This is a genomic window from Nitratireductor aquimarinus, from assembly GCF_017255295.1.
In the GTDB taxonomy this organism is placed as follows: Bacteria; Pseudomonadota; Alphaproteobacteria; order Rhizobiales; family Rhizobiaceae; genus Nitratireductor; species Nitratireductor aquimarinus.
Genome location: NZ_JAFKDE010000006.1, coordinates 294,990 through 314,237 on the forward strand (window position 1 = coordinate 294,990; position 19,248 = coordinate 314,237).

Sequence of the window (19,248 nt, forward strand, 5' to 3'; positions counted from 1 at the left end):
TACCCGCGGGCCTCAACAAGGATCGAGACGGCATGAGCATTGTTTCCAAGAACGAAGTCCCCGGCGAAAAGCCCATGAGCGACAAGGAGATGATCGCCGAGGCCGAAGGTGCGCTCGCGGACATCGCCCGGGTGCGCGATGGCGTCGGACAGGTGATCTTCGGCCAGGAAGCGGTGGTGGAGCGCACGCTGGTGGCGCTGCTGGCCGGCGGCCATGCGCTTCTCGTCGGCGTTCCGGGGCTGGCCAAGACCAAGCTGGTGGAAACGCTGGGCGTCGTGCTCGGCCTCGATGCGCGACGCATCCAGTTCACGCCGGACCTCATGCCCTCCGACATTCTGGGCTCGGAAGTGATGGAACAGGATGAGAAGGGCAAGCGCTCCTTCCGTTTTCTACCCGGTCCGATCTTCTCGCAGCTTCTGATGGCCGACGAGATCAACCGCGCCAGCCCGCGCACCCAGTCGGCCCTTCTCCAGTCGATGCAGGAATATCACGTCACCGTTGCCGGCCACCGGCACGACCTGCCCGCGCCCTTCCATGTGCTCGCGACGCAGAACCCGCTGGAGCAGGAAGGCACCTATCCGCTGCCGGAAGCGCAGCTCGACCGCTTTCTGATGCAGGTGGACATTCTCTATCCCGAACTCGAAGCCGAGCGGCGCATCCTTCTGGAAACCACCGGTGTGGGCGAAGCGGAAGCCGCCAATGTGCTCACCGCCGAGCGGCTCAAGGAGATCCAGATGCTGATCCGCCGCATGCCGGTGCCCGAAAGCGTGGTCGACGCCATTCTGCAGCTCGTGCGCACGGCAAGGCCGGGCGTTGGCAATCCCGACACCGACCGCCATGTGGCGTGGGGCCCCGGCCCGCGCGCCAGCCAGGCGCTGACCCTGTGCGCCCGCGCCCGCGCGCTTTATGACGGACGGCTCGCGCCCTCGGTGGACGATGTGCGCGCACTCGCCGAACCCGTTCTCCAGCACCGCATGGCGCTAACTTTCGCGGCCCGTGCAGAAGGCATGACCGTGCGCGACGTGATCCGGCGTCTCGTGAAAACGCTCGACTAATGGGCGGCCTGCCCCAGATAGGATCTTGATGGCAAAGATCGGCGAAGTTTCCACACCGGTTGCATCGAACGATGCGCTGGTTCGCGCTCGCGCGCGGGCCGCGCTGATGCCTGACCTGCTGGTGGACGCCCGGCGCGTGGCCAACAATGTGATCGCCGGCTGGCATGGCCGCCGCAAGCGCGGCATCGGCGAGAATTTCTGGCAGTTCCGGCCCTATGTGGATGGCGAGGCCATCTCGCGCATCGACTGGCGGCGTTCGGCGCGCGACGATCATCTTTATGTCCGCGACCGCGAGTGGGAGGCTGCCCACACGGTGTGGCTCTGGGCCGACCCGTCGCCGTCCATGCTCTTCAAATCCTCGCTTGCGCCAACCGCCAAGGAATCGCGCGCGCTGGTCCTCACCCTTGCGCTGGCCGAGCTCCTGTCACGCAGTGGCGAACGCATTGCCTGGCCGGGTGTCACCGACCCGTTTTCCGCCCGCAACGGCGCGGAGCGGCTGGCGACGCAGCTCATGCATGCCCCGAGCCTTCCCGCGCGACCAGACCTCCTGCAGGTGCGCCGCTTCTCAGATGTGGTGCTGGCGAGTGATTTCCTCGATCCGGTGGAAGAAACCATCGCCTGGCTCGACCAGCTGGCGGGCCGTGGCGCACGCGCCCATCTGATCGAGATTGCCGACCCGGCGGAGGAAAGCTTCCCCTATTCCGGCCGCACCGAGTTTGCCGACCCGGAAACAGGCGACAAGCTGACGGCAGGCCGCGCCGAAACGCTGGCCGACGATTATCGCCGGCTTTATCTCGCGCGGCGCGAAGAACTTGCCGGCTGGTGCAAGCGGCTTGGCTGGAGCTACACCGTGCACCACACAGACCGGCCAGCCGCACAGGCGCTCGTTACCGTCCACAACGCCATGAGCGTTGAGGCAGGCTTCGGCATGGAGGGCGGGCTTTGAACTGGCTTTCCCTCTCTTTCGCACAACCGTTTCTGCTCTGGGGTCTGATCGCCCTGCCGGTGATCTGGTGGCTCTTACGTCTCACCCCGCCACGCCCGCAGACCGAAACATTTCCGCCCCTGAGAATTCTGGCCCGCGTGGCAAAGCGGGAGGAGACGCCCCACAAAAGTCCGTGGTGGCTGACGCTGCTCAGGCTGCTGCTTGCCGCGCTGGTGATCCTGGCGCTTGCCGATCCCGTGCTGAACCCGCGCGAGAAGGCGGCCGGCGACGGCGCTGCGCTCGCCATCGTGCTCGACAATGGCTGGGCTTCCGCGCCCGACTGGGATGAACGCGTGGCCACCGCCGCACGCCTGATCGAAGATGCCCGCGCCAATGAACAGCCGGTCGTTCTGGCGCTCACGGCTGAAGAACAGAACCAGGAGATCGGCCCCTTCGACGCCGACACCGCGCTTGAACGGCTGAACGCCGCGCAGCCCCGCCCCGTGCCGGGCAACCGGCCTGCAATCTATGGCCGGGTGGCAGGCGCGCTGGAAGACTTTCCGGGTGCGGCCATTGCCGTGCTCTCCGACGGGCTCGCGGCAACGGGCGATGAGGCGGCGTTCGGCGAACTGTTCGCCAGCGCACCGGGCGAAGTTCTCTGGGCATCGCCCGAGCGGCTCGGCCTTCTCGCAGCAACGGATGCGCAGAACACGGCGGAAGCCTTCGAAGTGACGGCGACACGCGCTGCAGGCGACACCGGGCCACGTCAGGCGGTCGCCTTTGCGAGCGACGACAGGGGCCGGCGCATCGCCGAAACCACGATCACGTTCGGCGTCGGCGAAACCCGCGCCGTGGGCGCGATGCGCCTGCCGTTTGAGCTGCGCAACGATTTCGTTTCCGTGGGGCTTGAGGGCGAAAACCAGGCCGCCGCCCTTCGGGTTCTCGACGAAAACAGCAAGCGCCGGCGGATCGGCCTGATCTCCCAGAGTGAGGCGGATCAGGCGCAGCCGCTCCTTTCGCCGCTCTACTATATCGAGCGCGCGCTCTCGCCCTTTGCCGACCTGTTGCAACCCTCAAGCGCGGAACTGACGGAAGCGCTGCCGGAGCTTCTGGAGCAAAACCCCGCCGTGATCGTCATGGCCGATGTGGGCACGCTTCCCGCATCACCCCGTCAGGCGCTGATCGACTGGGTCAACGCCGGCGGCACGCTGGTGCGCTTTGCCGGCCCAAGGCTCGCCGCAGCCGAGAATGACGAAGACCTGCTGCCGGTGCGGCTGAGGCTGGGGGAACGCTCACTGGGTGGCGCGCTCTCCTGGACCGAGCCGCAGCCCGTGGCGGAGTTCCCGCCCAATGGCCCCTTCTCCGATCTCGCCCCGCCCCGCGACGTGACGGTGAACCGGCAGGTTCTCGCCGAACCTTCGCCCGACATCGTGGAACGCAGCTGGGCCAATCTGGCCGACGGCACACCGCTGGTAACCGGCATTGCGCGCGGCGAAGGGCAGATCGTGCTCTTTCACGTCACGCCGGAGGCCACATGGTCGAACCTGCCGATTTCCGGCAGCTTCGTTGAAATGCTGCGCCGGATCGTCCAGCTCTCGCGCAATCAGGGCGCCCTCAATGAGCCGGGCGCCGAAGGCGGTCGGGCGCTTGCCCCCTACCGCATGATTTCCGCCGACGGACGCCTCGTCCCGCCATCGGGCGATGCCGAACCGCTTGCCGCAGGCGCAACCGCCGTCACGCTCAAGAACCCGCCCGGTCTCTATGGCAGCGAAGAAGGCGTCGTGGCGCACAATCTGCTCGCACCCGATGCGGAACTCACACCGATCACCCGCCCGGAGGCCCCTGCCCCGATGACCGCGATCAGCTATGGCTTCGATGAGCAGCAGCCGCTGAAGGGGCCGCTCTTTGCCGCCGCCCTCGCACTGCTTGCGCTCGATACGCTGGCCGTTCTGTGGCTTGGCGGACGACTGCGCCGCAAACCGCAACTGGCCAGGGGCGCGGCCGCCATGCTCGCCATGGGACTGGCGCTTGCAATCATGTCGCCGGATACAGCCCGCGCGCAGGACGAGCGCACCGGCGAGGCCGACGCCATCGCCGCCATCTCGCAGACACGCATTGCCTATGTGCTGACCGGGCTTTCCTCGCTCGACGCCACGAGCCGCGCAGGCCTTCAGGGGCTTTCCACCTTCCTCGCCGCCAAGACCGCGCTCGAACCCGGGGAGCCGGCAGGCGTCGACATCGCAACCGACGAGCTCTCCTTCTACCCGCTCATCTACTGGCCCATCGATCCCGACGCGCCGATGCCCGGCGAAGAAGCGATCGCCCGCATCGACGCCTACATGCAGTCGGGCGGCACGGTGCTGTTCGACACGCGCGACCAGTATTCCACCGGCTTTGGCTCGGATGCGGTGACGCCAGCAACGCAGCGCCTGCGCGACATCCTTTCCGGCCTCAACGTTCCGCCGCTGGAACCGGTGCCGGAAGATCACGTATTGACCAAGGCCTTCTTCATCCTGCCGGAGTTTCCCGGCCGCTATCGCGGAAGCCCGCTCTGGGTGGAAGCCTCGTTCAACGCCCCCTCACGCACCGACCGCCCGGTGCGGGTGGGCGACGGGGTGACGCCGATCATGATCACCGGCAACGATCTGGCCGGAGCCTGGGCGCTCGACGCCAATGGCGAGCCGCTTCTGCCGACCGTGCCCAACGATCCGCTGCAGCGCCTTTATGCCTACCGCGCGGGCGTGAACATCATGATGTACATGCTCACCGGCAACTACAAATCGGACCAGGTGCATGTGCCGGTCCTGCTTGAACGACTGGGGCAGTAGCATGAACTGGTCGCTCAGTTTCGAACCCTTCTTCTCCTGGCCTGTGCTGGCCGCCCTTCTCGCGCCCGTCGCGCTTCTGGCGCTTGCCGGTCTGTGGACCCGGCAGCGCGGGGCGTGGCTGCGGCTTGCAGCCCTTGCCGCACTGGGTGCAGCACTTGCAAATCCCGTCCTGCTCGATGAGGAACGCGAACCGCTCAAGAGCATCGTGGCCGTGGTGGTGGACGAAAGCCAGAGCCAGACCACCATCGACGGTCGTAGCGAGATGACCGACCAGGCCGCTGCCGAACTGGAAGCGCGGCTGGCGCGTTTCAAGGAATTCGAAACCCGCGTGGTGCGCACGGGCCGCGCGTCTTCGGCAACGGAAAACGCACAGACACATCTCTTCGAGGCGCTGGACGGCGCGCTGCGCGACGTGCCGCCCTCCCGCGTCGGCGGGGCGGTGCTGATCACCGACGGGCAGGTGCATGACATTCCTGAAAATGCGGCAGCCCTTGGCGCGCCGGTTCATGGGCTGATCACCGGCGAGGCAGACGAGATGGACCGCCGCATCCGTTTCGAACGCGCGCCGCGCTTCGGCATTGTCGGCAAACCGCTGGAGATGACCTACCGGGTGATCACCACGGACGAGCAGCGCGGACCGGTGGAAGTGCGCGTCATCATCAATGGCGAGGAACTGTTCATCGAAGACGCCCTGATCGGCCGCGAAACACGGCTCGAGATCGACGTGCCGAGCGCCGGGCGCAACATCATCGAACTGGCCATCGACCCCGTTGAGGGCGAGCTGACCGATGTGAACAACCGTGCGGTCGCGCTGGTCGATGGCATTCGCGAGAACCTGCGGGTTCTGCTGGTTTCGGGAGAGCCGCATTCGGGCGAACGCACCTGGCGCAACCTTCTGAAATCCGACGCTTCCGTGGATCTGGTTCACTTCACCATTCTGCGTCCGCCGGAAAAGCAGGACGGGACGCCCATCAACGAATTGTCGCTGATCGCCTTTCCCACCCGCGAGCTCTTCGTGGAGAAGATCGACGATTTCGATCTCATCATCTTCGATCGCTACCAGCACCGCGACGTGCTGCCGATCCTCTATTACGACTACATCGCCGAATATGTGGAGAATGGCGGCGCGCTTCTGATTGCAGCCGGACCGGAATTCGCCGGCAACCAGTCCATCGCGCGCACCCCGCTCATCTCCGCTCTGCCGGGTCTGCCAACCGGCGACGTGCTCGAACAGGGGTTTTACCCGCGCCTGACCGAAACCGGCGAACGCCATCCGGTCACGCGCGGCCTTGAGGGCTCGGCATCCGAACCGCCGGAATGGAGCCGCTGGTTCCGTCTGATCGGCATCGACCGGCCTGACGGTCAGGTGGTGATGCAGGGCGCGAACGACCAGCCGCTTCTCATCCTCAACCGCAAGGGCGAAGGCCGCGTCGGCATGTTTCTGTCCGATCAGGGCTGGCTGTGGGCACGCGGGTTCGAAGGCGGCGGCCCGCATGTGGCGCTTTATCGGCGCATCGCCCATTGGCTGATGAAGGAACCGGAGCTGGAAGAGGAGCGCCTTTCAGCGGCAGGTCGCGGCATGCGGCTCGAAATCACCCGCCAGACGATGGAGGAAGGCGCACCGCCCGCCGAAATCACCACGCCGTCCGGCAATCTGCTTTCCGCAGAGCTTGGCCCGGCTGGCCCCGGCCGCTTCTCCACCAGTCTGGAAACCAACGAGATCGGCATCTACAGCATCGCCAATGGCGAACTGACGACGCTCGCCCATGTCGGCCCGGTTAACGCGCCGGAATTCGGCGACATGGTTTCGACGCTGGAGAGGCTCACCCCGGCAGCGGATGCAACGGGTGGCTCGGTGCGCCGCATTGCCGATGGCAATCTGCCCAACATCGTTCCCGTCCGCCGCACCGGCACCGCTTCGGGCAATGACTGGATCGGGTTCAGAACAACGGATGACAGCGTGCTGAAGGCCGTGCGCCGGGTGCCCGTCTTCACCGGTCTTCTGGCGCTCGCTCTCCTGCTCTTTGCCTTCGGGGCGATGTGGTATCGCGAGGGACGCTGAGGGAAGCGGCTTCCCGCCCTCGTGGTTCGACAGGCTCACCATGAGGGCTGTGGTTGTGCAGCGGGGGCATCAGCCTGGAACACAGGCGCCACCCGAGCCCTCATGGTGAGCCTGTCGAACCACGGGGGCGGAGCGATTTTCCGCAGTTTTTCTGGACTGCGCTATCGCGCCAGCGCCGCGTGGGTGACATCACCCTGAAGGCAGGCGACCGCGCCTTCCTGCAGTTCCACTGCCAGAAGCCGGTTTGGATCAACCGGGCGCGGCATCTCGATCTGGCCATAGGGGATTTTCTCAAACCCCAGCGGCCCGTAGTAAGGCGCATCTCCCACGAGCACGACAGCGCCCGCTCCGGCCTCACGCGCGGCCTCAATGGCGATGTGCACCAGCTTGCGGCCGATGCCGATGCTCTTGAAGGCAGGCCGCACCGCCAGCGGCCCGAGCAGAAGCGCCCTGCCCTCGCCGGCGGCGATCCACGTCATCCGCACCGAGGCGATCACCACATCCTGATGAATGGCGACAAAAGAGAGCGCACGATCATGCAGGCCGCCTTCGCGGATCTTGTAGGCCGCGCGGGTGAAGCGGCCGGGGCCGAAGGCTTCTTCGTTGATGAGTTCGATTTCAGCGTCGTGGGCCGGCTGTTCCGGCAGGTAATGAATTTCGGCAGAAGCCATGATCGTCTAGTCCGGTGGTCTCGAAAGGTGGAAGCGGCCATAGGCCCGCCCGCCCCATGCCAGGGGCCTTTAGTCCTTTCGTCGTCGCTCCACCAGAAACAGGATCATGTCGTGCGTTTTCCTCGCTGAATGGTTTTCCCGCTACCAGCAATTCCCTGCCTCGTCCACTGGAACTTTACCGCGGAACCAAAATTGTTGACGCAGTGTTTACAACCAGAACGGTTGGGTTCACCCCGGCAATAACCTACATGCGGCTGGAACAAAGGAGTTTCGAGAATGGGTTTGCTCGTTGACGGTGTCTGGCGCGATCAGTGGTACGACACTTCCAAGACCGGCGGCCGCTTCGAGCGGTCCAAATCGCAGTTCAGGGATTTCGTCACGAAGGACGGCGCACCGGCTGAAGGCCGCGAGCGCGGCTTCAGGGCCGAGCCCGGGCGCTACCACCTCTACGTATCGCTCGCCTGCCCGTGGGCGCACCGCACGCTCATCTTCCGCAAGCTGAAGAAGCTGGAAGACGTGATCTCCGTTTCGGTCGTCCATCACTTCATGGGCGAAAATGGCTGGACCTTCCTCAGGGAAGACGGTGCGACGGGCGACGACCTCTACGGTTTCGACTTCATGCACCAGATCTACACCAAGGCCGACCCGGATTATTCCGGCCGCGTCACCGTGCCGGTGCTGTGGGACAAGAAGACGGAAACCATCGTCTCCAACGAGTCGGCGGAGATCATCCGCATGCTGAACGAAGCGTTCGATGAGTGGGGCGACGCCTCGCTGAATTTCTATCCGCAAGACCTGCGCGCCGAGATCGACGCCACCAATGATCTTGTCTACGACAACATCAACAATGGTGTTTACAAGGCCGGTTTCGCCACCACGCAGGCCGCCTATGAAGAGGCGTTCAAAGCGCTCTTCGATACGCTGGATCAGGTGGAGGACCGCCTCTCACGCCAGCGCTACCTCACCGGCTCACAGCTGACGGAAGCCGACTGGCGGCTGTTCACCACGCTGGTGCGGTTCGACCCGGTCTATGTCGGTCACTTCAAATGCAACCTGCGCCGGATCGACGACTATCCGAACCTCTCGAACTATCTGCGCGAACTCTATCAGGCGCCGGGCGTGGCCGAGACCGTCGACATGCTGCACATCAAGGCCCACTACTACGGCAGCCACAAGACCATCAACCCGACCGGCGTGGTGCCGCTCGGACCGGAACTCAATCTGGACGCACCGCACAATCGCGGCGAATGGGCAAAGGCCGCCTGAGTTTTTCATCCTCTAAGGAACGTGCGCCAACGCCAAAGCCCCCTTCTCCCCGCTCACGGGGAGAAGGTGAGGATGAGGGGCGAGTGCCTGCGGTGACGACCAGCGCATGGCACTAAGTGAAGGCGCGAACATTGTTCGTGGCAGCGCCCGCCCCTCATCCGCCTGCCGGCACCTTCTCCCCGCATGCGGGGAGAAGGACGAACACCAGTCCCGCCGCACTACCACTCGTCGGAAACGGGTGCGTTGTCGAAAATTTCCGCGATGCGGCGGCGGGTGCCGTCGCTGGTGCCATCCGGCAGCGCGTCCAGCGGGAAGAAACGCGCCTCGGCAATCTCACGGTCAGGCACATGCGGATGCGTCTGGCGAAAGCCGGTGATGAGATAGACCGCCACATGGTCACGATTGCTGGCCATGCGGTTGAAATGAAACGACCGCAGAACCGGCCGTTCGAGGATCTCGATATTGCCTTCCTCGACAAGCTCGCGCGAAAGCGCCGCCTCGGTGCTCTCGCCCGGCTCCACACCGCCACCGGGAAAGTGCCAGCCCTTCACATAGGTGTGCCGCACGAGGAAGACCGCATGGTTTTCCGCGTCATAGACCACACCGCGCATGCCCAGCGTCATGGGCCTGCTCAACCGCAGCCAGAAATGAAAAAGACGGGCGCTGAGCGCCGCCTTTCGGGGCGGTGAAGCGGGTGCGTTCATCGGTTACCCCCGGATCGGCCTTCGACAGAGAAGCGGCCAGACCGAAAACCGGATGACACTTTTCGCTCCGGTGCTCTGGCGGGCTGGTCAGCGCGGTTTGCGTGTTCTACACACGAAACATGTTTCGCCTTGCGCATTTTTCCGACATCCATCTGGGGCCTCTCCCCGCTGTTACCTATCGTGAGCTCGCTTCCAAGCGCATCACCGGCTACATCAACTGGCGGCGCAACCGAAGGCTCAATCTCGACCACGGCCTGATCGACCGCATCACCGACGACATGCTCGAAGCCGCGCCCGACCACATTGCGCTTACGGGCGATCTGGTCAACCTCGCGCTCGACAAGGAAATCGAGATGGCGCGGCTCTGGCTGGAGAGCCTCGGACCTGCGGACAGGGTCTCGGTGGTGCCGGGCAATCATGACGCCTATGTGCCGGGCGCGCTTGCGCGCTGCTGCCGCGCCTGGGCCGCCTACATGACCGGCGACGACGGGACACCCCCAAAAGGCAAAGACGCGTTCCCCTATCTGCGGGTGCGCGACCAGGTCGCCATCATCGGCGTTTCCTCGGCTCGCGCAACCGCGCCCTTCATGGCGTCGGGCCATTTCTCGAAGGCGCAGGCCAAGCGGCTGGCGAAGATGCTCGACGCCACCCGGGAGGCCGGGCTGTTCCGGGTCGTGATGATCCATCATCCCCCCGTGCGTGGCGCGACCAATGCGAGCAAGCGCCTTTACGGCATCGGCCGGTTCCAGAAACTGATCCGCAAGCATGGCGCGGAACTCATTCTGCACGGCCACACACACAAGCCGACCGTCCACCGCATCGACGGGCCAAGCGGAGCTTCCGTGCCGGTCGTCGGCGTCGCTGCAGCCGGCCAGTCCCATGGCAGCGCCAAACCGCCCGGTCACTACAATCTCTTCGAAATCGACGGAAAGCCGGGCGCGTGGGAGATCCGCTTTTCCCGCCGCGGCGTGACCGATGGCAATGGCACGATAGGCGAGGTTTCGGGCGCGCTCCTTACCGGAGACGCGCAGGCCGGCTGAGGATCAGGAGGCGCGCACGCACCGCCATGCAGCAATGCCAAGGCCGAATGTGCCGCTCGCCGCGCCAAGGGCCACGGACAGGGAACCGAGCGCAATCAGCGCAAACGGCTCATGCAGAAAACCTTCGGCATCAACACTGCTGCCAATCCAATTGGCTGCAAACAGACAAGCGCCACCGGCCACAACCAGAAAAACGGCGCAAAAGAACAGAAACTTCATCAAAATCGCTCGCAAACAGGTCCCTTCATCACGCAGGAAACCACATAAAGCGGGCGAGACTTTGATTTCTCCTCAGAAGCGGGAGAGGAGCGCATCCAGTTCGGGGAAGCGGTCCCACATGGCGACGACAACCGTGGCGACACCGACAATGCCGCCCAGGATGACGAAGGCAACCCCGCTGAAGAAGCTGCTCCAGGCGCTCCTGTAGGGCGTGGGAGCAACAGTTTCCTGCTCCTGTGTATCGCCGCGCGGCAGCGGCTCCACATCACCTTCCACGGCCCGCTGACGCTCCACGAGCCGCTCGGCAATGTAGCGCGTTACCTGATTGGCGACGGGAGCGATCTCCGCGCTTTCGGCAAGCACCACGCGGCCAAGACGTGTATCGCGGACAAACCGATAAGTGCGGCGGTCACGGCCCATCGCCACATGGGCAACGGCATCGATCCATAACCGGGGCTGCTCACCGGAAGAGATGGCGAAATCGAAGGTCGGATCGTCCGCCGGAACGTCGTCGAAAACGGGCTGGAGTTCCTGCGCCAGAAGCTCAAGCCGCGTGCGGCTCGCCTCACGCATCTCCACGACCACATCCGCCCTGTCGGCAGCCGCATTCTTCATCTCGCGCATTGCATCGGAAAGCCTGCGCACATTGGTAACCGAAACTGCGGACTGACCAGCCTCACTCATGGGCGGTACTCCTGACGACAAGGAAGCGTTAACCCATCGTTAACATGGCTAAAACAGAAAATCATCACGTTTTGTTCCGCTCCTGAAAGCGGCGTAAACAAAACGATTTTAAGGAAAACACGAGGGGAAAGCCGAATATCCGGATCAGACTGCGCCAGTGCTTTCAGCGATGATGCGCGCAATCTCGAACGGTGCCTCCTCCGGCAGCATGTGGCCAAGCCCCGGCAACCGATGCACGATGAAGCTCTCCGGCAACCCGTCCGCCTGATGCGGCGGCAGCACCGCATCGCGCGAACCCCACGCCACGTGAACGGGCATGGCAAGCGCCTCCAGCATGGCGCGCGGGAAGGCTCCCTGCTCCCCATTGCGCACGATGAGAGAACTGATCTCGATGAGCTTCTCACGTTGCCCCGGAACAGAATTGAGTTCAACCGCAGCGTCCACGACGCCGCTCTCAACCTGCGCCTGCGCTCCGAACATTGCCTGAACGGCAGAAGCGATCTCATCGTCGGTGCGAGCATGGGCGCGCGCCGCCATCAGATCGCCGGCAATCCCGGAACCAAAGCCACCCGGTGCAATCAGCGCCAGCGAGGCGACGGACCGGGGCGCAAGATGAGCGGCGAGCACTGCAACCGCACCGCCGAAGGAGTGTCCGGCCAGGTGATATCGGGCAATGCCCCGCGCAGCGAGATCGTCGACAACCATCTGCGCCACGGACTTGGCCTTGCCCGCGCCCGGCAGGTCAAGGGAACGGGCGTGGCCCGGCAGATCATAAGCGATGATGCGAAGGCCCTTGGGAAGCGCGTTGGGCAGCGCCTTGCGCACGCCCTCCCAGACCCGGTGGCTGCCGGCAAAGCCATGCAGCAGAACGAGGGCGCATTCGCCCTCGCCCGTATCGTCAGCGTAAAGCGCGCCCGTCAACCGATGATCCGGTTGGCCGCCGAAACCACCGCTTCGAGCGATGCCGCGACGATGTTGGTGTTCACGCCCACGCCAAACAGTTTGCCGCCCGGATGCTGGACTTCCATGTAGCAGATGGCCGCCGCATTGGAGCCCTGTTGCATGGAATGCTCGGAATAGTCGATGACCGACATGTCCACGCCGAGATGCTTGGAGAGCGCGTCGATGAAACCATCGACCGGGCCGGTGCCCACGCCCTTGATCACGGTTTCCTTGCCGCCATCGGTGATCGTCGCCTCGACAATGCGCTGTCCCTTGACCGAAGTGTCCGGGAAGGTCTGGTGATCGACAAATTTGATGCGCGCGTCCGGCTGATCGACATAGAGCTCCATGAAGCGCTCATAGATCTGCTTGACCGGCAGTTCCTTGCCTTCACGGTCGGTAATGTCCTGAATGTCGCCACGGAACTCGACCTGCAGATTGCGCGGCAGGTTCAGGCCGTAATCGGCCTGCAGAACATAGGCGATGCCGCCCTTGCCCGACTGCGAGTTGATGCGGATGATCGCCTCGTAGGAGCGGCCAACATCCTGCGGATCGATGGGCAGGTAAGGCACTTCCCACAGCGGCTTGTTGGCCGTCTTGATGGCCTTCATGCCCTTGTTGATCGCGTCCTGATGCGAGCCGGAGAAGGCGGTGTAGACCAACTCGCCGACATAGGGGTGACGTTCGGGAATGACCAGCTGGTTGCAGTATTCGTAGACATCCTTCATGCGGTTGATGTCCGTGCAGTCCAGCTCGGGATCGACGCCCTGCGTGTACATGTTCAGCGCCAGCGTCACGACATCCACATTGCCGGTGCGCTCGCCATTGCCGAACAGCGTGCCCTCGACGCGATCCGCGCCGGCCATCAGGCCCAGCTCCGTGGCTGCAATGCCCGTGCCACGGTCATTGTGCGGGTGCAGCGAAATCAGCAGGCTGTCGCGCCGGTCGAGATTGCGGCACATCCATTCGATCTGGTCGGCATAGATGTTCGGCGTCGACATTTCGACGGTCGACGGCAGATTGACGATCAGCTTGTTGTCGGGCGTCGGATCAATGATCTCGATGACAGCGTTACAGATCTCCAGAGCCACATCCAGCTCGGTGCCGGTAAAGCTCTCCGGCGAATACTGGAAGCGGTATCCACCGCCGGCCTTGGCGGCCATGTCCATGACCATCTTGGCGGCGTCCGTGGCGATCTGCTTGATGCCGGCAACATCCTTGCCGAACACGACACGGCGCTGCAACTCACTGGTGGAGTTGTAGAAATGGACGATCGGGTGCTTCGCGCCCTGCAACGCCTCGAAGGTGCGCGTGATCAGTTCGGGACGGCACTGCACCAGCACCTGCAGCGAAACATCGTCCGGCACGCCGGCTTCCTCGATGCACCAGCGGGCGAAGTCGAAATCGGTCTGCGAGGCGGATGGAAAGCCCACCTCGATTTCCTTGAAGCCCATGTCCACCAGCAGCTTGAACATGCGCGCCTTGCGGTCATGCCCCATCGGGTCGACCAGGGCCTGATTGCCGTCACGCAGATCGACGGAGCACCAGATCGGAGCCTTCTCAATGCGCCTGGAGGGCCAGGTGCGGTCTGCGAGGTCGATCTGCGGATAGGGCTGATATTTTATCGAAGCATCCGCCATGCCCTTGCGGCCCTGTGCGGTTGCTTCACCCTGTACTCGGTTTTCTGCCATGTCAGTCATTGTATGCGCGTCCATTCCATTTTCTCCCGGCACCGGTTGCGTGCGCTCGGCACGGCGGGCCTGTCAACAACAAATCGCGGTTTTGGAGAAAGAGCTGATGCCAGGCGGCGACATCGATCGCCGGGCGCTCCTTCAACGGACCCGGCGATCGCCGATAAGGCCAAGAAGAAGGAGGCTGGAAAATAGCGCGCGAACGGTCTCGCCGACGAAAGCGGCGCGACTGGACAAGGTATCTGTCTGACGCGTGATCATGGGAGCTTCATTAAACGACGCCGGCGCGGCTTGCAAGTGCGGTGGACGCCTTGCGCGCCAGCACCTCTTCATAAGCCGCCTGCAAACGCATGCGCACCCCCGGTTCGCCGGCATTTTGCGCGGAAGCCAAGCCCAGGTGCGTTTCGCGCAATTCCTCCATGAACGCATCCCAAAGCGATGGCCCGCCTTCCGCCAAAAGCTTCGCGCGGATCGACAGCTCCTCGCTCACCGGCAGCCATTTGCTGCCCCATGCGCCAATCATGGCGAAGACCGGAACCAGTTCGATGCCCTTCTCGGTCAGGCTGTAAATCGACTTCTGCTTGTGGCTCGGATCATCCGCCTTCGAGACAAGGCCCTCCGCCAGAAGCCTGCGCAGCCTGTCGGCGAGAATGTTGGAGGCAATCCCCTCCTCCGAACCGGTCAGCAGCTCGCGGAAATGACGGCGGTCGCCGAACATCATGTCGCGCACCACGATCAGGCTCCATTTGTCACCCAGCACCTCAAGCGTGAGGTTGATGGGGCAGCCCGAGCGATGCGGTGCGGCGGTCTTCCGGGTCTCGTTCAATCTGCGCCTCCAGAATCTGATTGCAAGATGCCACCGGGTTGACTCATTCGCAACCAGTTGCAAAACTTAATCAGTATTTGAGCATCGAGAGGGATTGGCAGCCCGGAGGAAAATCGCCCGGATTTTCTGCCACCGCATGTCGGATCGGAGGAACCCGTCTGCGTCTTATCCCTGACCGCGAGCGCGATACCGCGCTCGAACATGCAAGGAAGCGAGGAGGAAACCACAATGACCGCCCCAGAAATCGCATCCCGGGAAGACTGGCAGAAAGCGCGCGCAGCGCTGCTTGAAAAGGAAAAGGCGCTCACCCGCGCCCATGATGCCCTGGCTGCCGAGCGGCGTCGCCTGCCATGGCTCCGTGTCGATAAGGACTATGCCTTCAAAAGCCCGGAAGGCACGCTGACGCTCAACGATCTCTTCGAGGGACGCCGCCAACTGATCGTCTATCACCACATGCTCAGGCCGGCTGATCCTTCGCCATGCGCCGGCTGCTGCATGTTCGTCGACAATCTCGGCCACGCCGCCCATCTGAACGCCCGTGACACGACACTGGCGCTGGTCTCCAGCGCTCCAGTTGGCGAGATCGAAGCCTTTCGCAGGCGCATGGGCTGGCCGCAGCGCTGGTATTCCGTGGAAGACTCGACCTTCAACGAGGATTTCGGCGTTACCGGCGGCTTCGGGCTCAACGTCTTCATCCACGAAGGCGACACGGTGTTTCACACCTATTTCACCAGTGGGCGCGGTGTCGAGGCGCTGGGCAGCAACTGGACATTTCTCGACCTCACGCCCCTCGGACGTCAGGAAAGCTGGGAAGACGCGCCCGAAGGCATCTCCCAGACGGCACCCTATCAATGGTGGCGGCTGCACGATGAATATGATGCGGAGACGACGAGATGACCGAAGCCCCCTCGCTTTCCCGCCGCCGGCTGATGACCGGCGGTGCGGCACTGGCCTTTTCTTCCGCCATCAGCAACAGGGCGACCGCCATGAACACGCTTTCCCCAAAGGCACTGGAAACGCTGAAAGACACCATGGAAGCGCATGTCGCCGAAGGCCGCATGGCCGGCGCGACATGGCTGATCCATCACGATGGTGTGGATCATGTCGGCACTGCCGGCACGTTTGCACTGAACGGCAAAGGCGCACCCATGGCCCGCGACACGATCTTCCGCGTTGCCTCGATCACGAAGCCGGTCACGGCGGCGCTGGCGATGATGCTGGTGGAGGACGGCGTGCTGACGCTTGATGGTCCCGTCGATGACCTCTTGCCGGAGCTTGCCGACCGCCGGGTTCTGAAACGCCTTGATGGACCACTGGATGACACGGTTCCCGCAAACGGCCCCGTGACGCTGCGCCAGCTTTTGACCATGACCTTCGGGCTTGGCGCGATCATGGTGTTTCCGGACGCATACCCGATCCAGAAAGCCATGCGCGAAGCCGGCATCGCGCCGAGCTGGGTGCTGCCGAAAATGTCGTCCGACGACTACATGGAGAAGCTGGGAGCCCTGCCGCTGGCAGCGCACCCCGGCGAGGATTTCTTCTACAACAACGGGCTCGATGTGGCCGGCATCCTGATCGAGCGCGCAACGGGGCAGCGGCTCGGCGCTGTCATGCGCGAGCGCCTGCTCGATCCGCTTGGCATGAAGGACACGGGTTTTCATGTCCCCGCAGAAAAGCAGGACCGGCTGCCGAACCAGTATGGCCCGGATTTTACCATTGGAGGAGCGGAGCTTATCGTCTTCGGGCCGGAACAGGGCGTGGACTTCACCAATCCGCCGCCCATGGATTCCGGCGCAGGCGGTCTGGTGACGACGGTGGATGATTACGCCGCCTTCTGCCGCATGATGCTTCATGGCGGGACGCTGGACGGCAGACGCTATCTTAAGGCCGACACCGTGGCCGAAATGACGCGCGATCAACTGACGCCCGGGCAAAAGACGGCCCCGCACGCGACGATGTTCATGGATGAAGGCGGCGCAGGATGGGGGCTTGGCATGTCCGTCGGCCTAAGGAGAACGCGTCCCTGGCTCACACCGGGCAGTTTCGGCTGGAATGGCGGGTTCGGCACCACCGCCTATACCGATCCGCAGAACGGGCTGGTGGGCGTATTCTTGAGCCAGAACATGATGACATCGCCCGAGCCACCCCGGACCTATATGGATTTCTGGACAAAGGCCCGTCAGGCCATTGCTGCCTGACGGTGCGGTGCCCTAACCACCGGCCCAGCGCGCCACCATACGGCTGATGGGTGGACCGGCCAGAAGCACAAAGAGAAAACGCGCCATCTGCACAGCCATGATGAAGGACAGATTGACGTTCTGGGAGGCGGCAGCCGCGATGATGGCGACCGAATCCATGCCACCGGGGCTCGTCGCCAGATAGGCGGTCAGCGGGTCGATGCCCCATTCCACATGCAGGAACCAGGCGAGCGCGCCGCAGAAGGCCATCAGCGCCACGATCGATATCACCACCTGCGGCAGCGCCTTGAAGGCGGTGCGCAGAAGCGCCCGGTCGAATTTCAGGCCGATGGTCCAGCCGACCATCATGTAAGCGCCCCCCATCAGCCATGGCGGAAGCTCCAGCGTCAGCCCGCCGCCCAGATGCACAACGGCACCGGCCAGCATGCCACCGAGAAAGAACGGTGCAGGCAGGCGCACCAATCGCCCGAACGCCCCGCCCACCATGGCGGTTGCCAGCGTGATGGCAAAGGCATTGAAGTCGATGGACGGGAACCAGACGGTCGCGGGAACCTCAACGCCCGACGTGTCCACCCACAGTCTGGCGATGACGGCGGCGGCCACGGTGACGAAAATCACCCGGAGATACTGCATGAAGGCCACAAGCCGCGCATCCGCGCCAAACGCGCCAGCCATCAGCACCATCGCCGTGGCCGCACCGGGCGCGGAGCCCCAGACCGCCGTGGTGCCGGGCAGGATCTTCCAGCGGCTGACGATGAAACCCAGAAAGCTGCTTGCCCCCACCGTCGCCACGACGGCGATCAGAAGGATCGGCCAGATATCAACGAAGGAAGCGAGAATGGCCGGCTCCAACGAACCACCGATCAGAAGCCCGACCAGCGTCTGCGCGGCAGCGAAAACCAGCCCCGGAACGCGAATGCCCGCGCCGAGCGCGCCCGTTGTCACCGCCGCCAGCATCGGCCCGATGAGCAGCGCCGCTGGCATGGTTCCATAGAGCATCACGCCGGCAAACACCGCCGTGAGGCACACCAGAAAGAGCCACTGCAGAGCAGGCGTCAGCCGGGTAAGAGGGCCCTGGAAAGTTGCCTGCGGTGCGGTGTCCATCAAACCATGCGTCCTGAATTCTTGCCATCACGGCATACAGGATTGCCGGGCTCAGGGAAATGAGCCAGACGCGGACACGCGGATGGCCGCCCCATTTACCCTTTTGGGATCAGGCGAATTTCGCCTTGTGCGCGGGCTCCACATGGATGGTGACTTCAGCGCCCGGCTGCGATTTTTCAAGCGCGCCCTCGATGCGGTCACAAATGTGGTGCGCGACTTCAACCGTCATGTCGGACGGCACGACGAGATGGAACTCGATGAAGCGGGCGCGGCCTGCCTCGCGGGTTTTCAGGTCGTGAAATTCAAGCGCACCGACACTGTTTTCTTCAACGACCCGGTGAATTTCGGCCAGTTCCTCGGGCTCGACAGACACATCCATGAGCCCCTGCACGGAATCCCCCACCAGATGCCAGCCGTGCCACAGAATGTTGACTGCAACGATCAGCGCCATCACCGGATCGAGCCACAGCCACCCGGTCACCACCGCCAGAACCAGACCGAAGATGACACCCGCCGAGGTGACGACGTCCGTCCACAGATGCTTGCCATCGGCAACCATGGCAGGCGAACGGGCCTTGCGCCCGGTCGAAATGAGGAGCCACGCCCAGAGACCGTTGCCCACCGCTGCCAGCGCATTCACCAGAAGACCGGCCACCGGCGCTTCCAGCGCACGCGGCGCAAACAGTGCGGTCCATGCCTCGTGGATGATCAGAAGCGCTGCAACAACGATCAGAACGCCTTCGAGAACGGCGGAGAAATACTCCGCCTTGTGGTGCCCGAAGGGGTGATTGTCGTCTGCGGGGCGGTGCGCGATGCGCAGCGCATACCAGGCGACGAAGGAGGCCACCACATTGACCACCGATTCCATCGCGTCGGAAAACAACGCCACGGAATCGGTCAGCCACCACGCCGACAGTTTCAGCCCGAAAATGCCGAACGCCACCACGATGGACCATAGGGCAATACGCTGAAGATCACCGTTGGACGGCATGGTGGTTCCTTTCAATCGACGTCCTGCCCCACCGGGCAGGAC

The 19,248-nt window shown here is 63.8% G+C and carries 18 protein-coding genes; 9 read left to right on the forward strand and 9 right to left on the reverse strand.

What is annotated here, in order from left to right; genetic code table 11:
* Nucleotides 1–32 precede the first annotated feature (32 nt).
* From JYP46_RS12460 to JYP46_RS12475, 4 genes are read left to right on the forward strand one after another with little or no spacing between them, the layout of a single operon-like run.
* Entirely contained in the window at nucleotides 33–1,055 is a 1,023-nt protein-coding gene (locus JYP46_RS12460; RefSeq protein ID WP_206548261.1) for an AAA family ATPase, read from the forward strand.
* Nucleotides 1,056–1,083: 28 nt separating this feature from the next.
* Complete coding sequence (locus JYP46_RS12465) at nucleotides 1,084–2,001, forward strand: DUF58 domain-containing protein (protein WP_206548262.1); 918 nt, start codon at nucleotides 1,084–1,086, stop codon at nucleotides 1,999–2,001.
* Complete coding sequence (locus tag JYP46_RS12470) at nucleotides 1,998–4,808, forward strand: DUF4159 domain-containing protein (RefSeq protein WP_206548263.1); 2,811 nt, start codon at nucleotides 1,998–2,000, stop codon at nucleotides 4,806–4,808. Before JYP46_RS12465 ends, JYP46_RS12470 begins: the two co-directional genes overlap by 4 nt.
* 1 nt (nucleotide 4,809) lies before the next feature.
* Nucleotides 4,810–6,870 (forward strand): glutamine amidotransferase, encoded by a 2,061-nt coding sequence (locus tag JYP46_RS12475; RefSeq protein ID WP_206548264.1) that lies wholly within the window; start codon nucleotides 4,810–4,812, stop codon nucleotides 6,868–6,870.
* 161 nt (nucleotides 6,871–7,031) lie between these two features.
* Here JYP46_RS12475 and JYP46_RS12480 read toward each other — a convergent pair whose 3' ends face one another.
* The gene (locus JYP46_RS12480) at nucleotides 7,032–7,541 is read right to left on the reverse strand and encodes a GNAT family N-acetyltransferase (protein WP_206544045.1); all 510 of its coding nucleotides are present in this window, start codon (nucleotides 7,539–7,541) and stop codon (nucleotides 7,032–7,034) included.
* A gap of 276 nt (nucleotides 7,542–7,817) precedes the next feature.
* On the opposite strand from JYP46_RS12480, the gene JYP46_RS12485 reads away from it, so the two are divergent.
* Entirely contained in the window at nucleotides 7,818–8,807 is a 990-nt protein-coding gene (locus JYP46_RS12485; RefSeq protein WP_206548265.1) for a glutathione S-transferase family protein, read from the forward strand.
* Between the two features lie 218 nt (nucleotides 8,808–9,025).
* On the opposite strand, the gene JYP46_RS12490 is transcribed toward JYP46_RS12485, so the two are convergent.
* On the reverse strand, nucleotides 9,026–9,511 hold the full coding sequence (locus JYP46_RS12490; RefSeq protein ID WP_206544047.1) for an NUDIX domain-containing protein: 486 nt from the start codon (nucleotides 9,509–9,511) through the stop codon (nucleotides 9,026–9,028).
* Nucleotides 9,512–9,630: 119 nt separating this feature from the next.
* On the opposite strand from JYP46_RS12490, the gene JYP46_RS12495 reads away from it, so the two are divergent.
* Entirely contained in the window at nucleotides 9,631–10,551 is a 921-nt protein-coding gene (locus JYP46_RS12495) for a metallophosphoesterase family protein (RefSeq protein WP_206544322.1), read from the forward strand.
* A gap of 3 nt (nucleotides 10,552–10,554) precedes the next feature.
* Here JYP46_RS12495 and JYP46_RS12500 read toward each other — a convergent pair whose 3' ends face one another.
* Nucleotides 10,555–10,734 carry a DUF3955 domain-containing protein gene (locus JYP46_RS12500; RefSeq protein ID WP_224873383.1) on the reverse strand — a complete coding sequence of 60 codons (180 nt, stop codon included), beginning with the start codon at nucleotides 10,732–10,734 and terminating at the stop codon, nucleotides 10,555–10,557.
* Between JYP46_RS12500 and JYP46_RS22095 the strand changes: the two genes are divergently transcribed.
* Entirely contained in the window at nucleotides 10,663–10,818 is a 156-nt protein-coding gene (locus JYP46_RS22095) for a hypothetical protein (protein WP_224873384.1), read from the forward strand. The genes JYP46_RS12500 and JYP46_RS22095 overlap by 72 nt on opposite strands.
* A 24-nt stretch (nucleotides 10,819–10,842) precedes the next feature.
* On the opposite strand, the gene JYP46_RS12505 is transcribed toward JYP46_RS22095, so the two are convergent.
* The 4 genes from JYP46_RS12505 to JYP46_RS12520 form a co-directional block, all read right to left on the reverse strand.
* Nucleotides 10,843–11,454: a hypothetical protein gene (locus tag JYP46_RS12505; RefSeq protein WP_206544048.1), complete on the reverse strand. Its 612-nt coding sequence runs from the start codon at nucleotides 11,452–11,454 to the stop codon at nucleotides 10,843–10,845.
* 144 nt (nucleotides 11,455–11,598) lie between these two features.
* Nucleotides 11,599–12,375 carry an alpha/beta fold hydrolase gene (locus JYP46_RS12510; protein WP_206548266.1) on the reverse strand — a complete coding sequence of 259 codons (777 nt, stop codon included), beginning with the start codon at nucleotides 12,373–12,375 and terminating at the stop codon, nucleotides 11,599–11,601.
* Complete coding sequence (gene leuA, locus JYP46_RS12515; RefSeq protein ID WP_113155847.1) at nucleotides 12,372–14,111, reverse strand: 2-isopropylmalate synthase; 1,740 nt, start codon at nucleotides 14,109–14,111, stop codon at nucleotides 12,372–12,374. Before leuA ends, JYP46_RS12510 begins: the two co-directional genes overlap by 4 nt.
* Nucleotides 14,112–14,358: 247 nt before the next feature.
* Complete coding sequence (locus tag JYP46_RS12520; RefSeq protein WP_206548267.1) at nucleotides 14,359–14,913, reverse strand: winged helix-turn-helix transcriptional regulator; 555 nt, start codon at nucleotides 14,911–14,913, stop codon at nucleotides 14,359–14,361.
* A gap of 228 nt (nucleotides 14,914–15,141) precedes the next feature.
* Here JYP46_RS12520 and JYP46_RS12525 point away from each other — a divergent pair, with 228 nt between their 5' ends.
* Complete coding sequence (locus JYP46_RS12525) at nucleotides 15,142–15,810, forward strand: DUF899 domain-containing protein (RefSeq protein WP_206548268.1); 669 nt, start codon at nucleotides 15,142–15,144, stop codon at nucleotides 15,808–15,810.
* Nucleotides 15,807–17,111 (forward strand): serine hydrolase domain-containing protein, encoded by a 1,305-nt coding sequence (locus JYP46_RS12530; protein ID WP_206548269.1) that lies wholly within the window; start codon nucleotides 15,807–15,809, stop codon nucleotides 17,109–17,111. The genes JYP46_RS12525 and JYP46_RS12530 overlap by 4 nt, the downstream gene beginning before the upstream one ends.
* A 12-nt stretch (nucleotides 17,112–17,123) precedes the next feature.
* Here the strand turns inward: JYP46_RS12530 and JYP46_RS12535 are convergent, their stop codons facing one another.
* Nucleotides 17,124–18,215 carry an AbrB family transcriptional regulator gene (locus JYP46_RS12535; protein ID WP_206548270.1) on the reverse strand — a complete coding sequence of 364 codons (1,092 nt, stop codon included), beginning with the start codon at nucleotides 18,213–18,215 and terminating at the stop codon, nucleotides 17,124–17,126.
* A gap of 109 nt (nucleotides 18,216–18,324) precedes the next feature.
* Nucleotides 18,325–19,206, reverse strand: a complete 882-nt coding sequence (locus tag JYP46_RS12540) for a cation diffusion facilitator family transporter (protein WP_113155852.1) — start codon at nucleotides 19,204–19,206, stop codon at nucleotides 18,325–18,327.
* Nucleotides 19,207–19,248: the final 42 nt, after the last annotated feature.

Excerpts from the sequence above, each read along its gene's own strand:
- JYP46_RS12460 (WP_206548261.1), top strand. The coding sequence starts at position 33 with ATGAGCATTGTTTCCAAGAACGAAGTCCCCGGCGAAAAGCCCATGAGC.
- JYP46_RS12465 (WP_206548262.1), top strand. The coding sequence starts at position 1,084 with ATGGCAAAGATCGGCGAAGTTTCCACACCGGTTGCATCGAACGATGCG.
- JYP46_RS12475 (WP_206548264.1), top strand. The coding sequence starts at position 4,810 with ATGAACTGGTCGCTCAGTTTCGAACCCTTCTTCTCCTGGCCTGTGCTG.
- JYP46_RS12480 (WP_206544045.1), bottom strand. The coding sequence starts at position 7,541 with ATGGCTTCTGCCGAAATTCATTACCTGCCGGAACAGCCGGCCCACGAC.
- JYP46_RS12485 (WP_206548265.1), top strand. The coding sequence starts at position 7,818 with ATGGGTTTGCTCGTTGACGGTGTCTGGCGCGATCAGTGGTACGACACT.
- JYP46_RS12490 (WP_206544047.1), bottom strand. The coding sequence starts at position 9,511 with ATGAACGCACCCGCTTCACCGCCCCGAAAGGCGGCGCTCAGCGCCCGT.
- JYP46_RS12495 (WP_206544322.1), top strand. The coding sequence starts at position 9,631 with ATGTTTCGCCTTGCGCATTTTTCCGACATCCATCTGGGGCCTCTCCCC.
- JYP46_RS22095 (WP_224873384.1), top strand. The coding sequence starts at position 10,663 with ATGCAGAAAACCTTCGGCATCAACACTGCTGCCAATCCAATTGGCTGC.
- JYP46_RS12505 (WP_206544048.1), bottom strand. The coding sequence starts at position 11,454 with ATGAGTGAGGCTGGTCAGTCCGCAGTTTCGGTTACCAATGTGCGCAGG.
- leuA (WP_113155847.1), bottom strand. The coding sequence starts at position 14,111 with ATGGACGCGCATACAATGACTGACATGGCAGAAAACCGAGTACAGGGT.
- JYP46_RS12525 (WP_206548268.1), top strand. The coding sequence starts at position 15,142 with ATGACCGCCCCAGAAATCGCATCCCGGGAAGACTGGCAGAAAGCGCGC.
- JYP46_RS12530 (WP_206548269.1), top strand. The coding sequence starts at position 15,807 with ATGACCGAAGCCCCCTCGCTTTCCCGCCGCCGGCTGATGACCGGCGGT.
- JYP46_RS12535 (WP_206548270.1), bottom strand. The coding sequence starts at position 18,215 with ATGGACACCGCACCGCAGGCAACTTTCCAGGGCCCTCTTACCCGGCTG.
- JYP46_RS12540 (WP_113155852.1), bottom strand. The coding sequence starts at position 19,206 with ATGCCGTCCAACGGTGATCTTCAGCGTATTGCCCTATGGTCCATCGTG.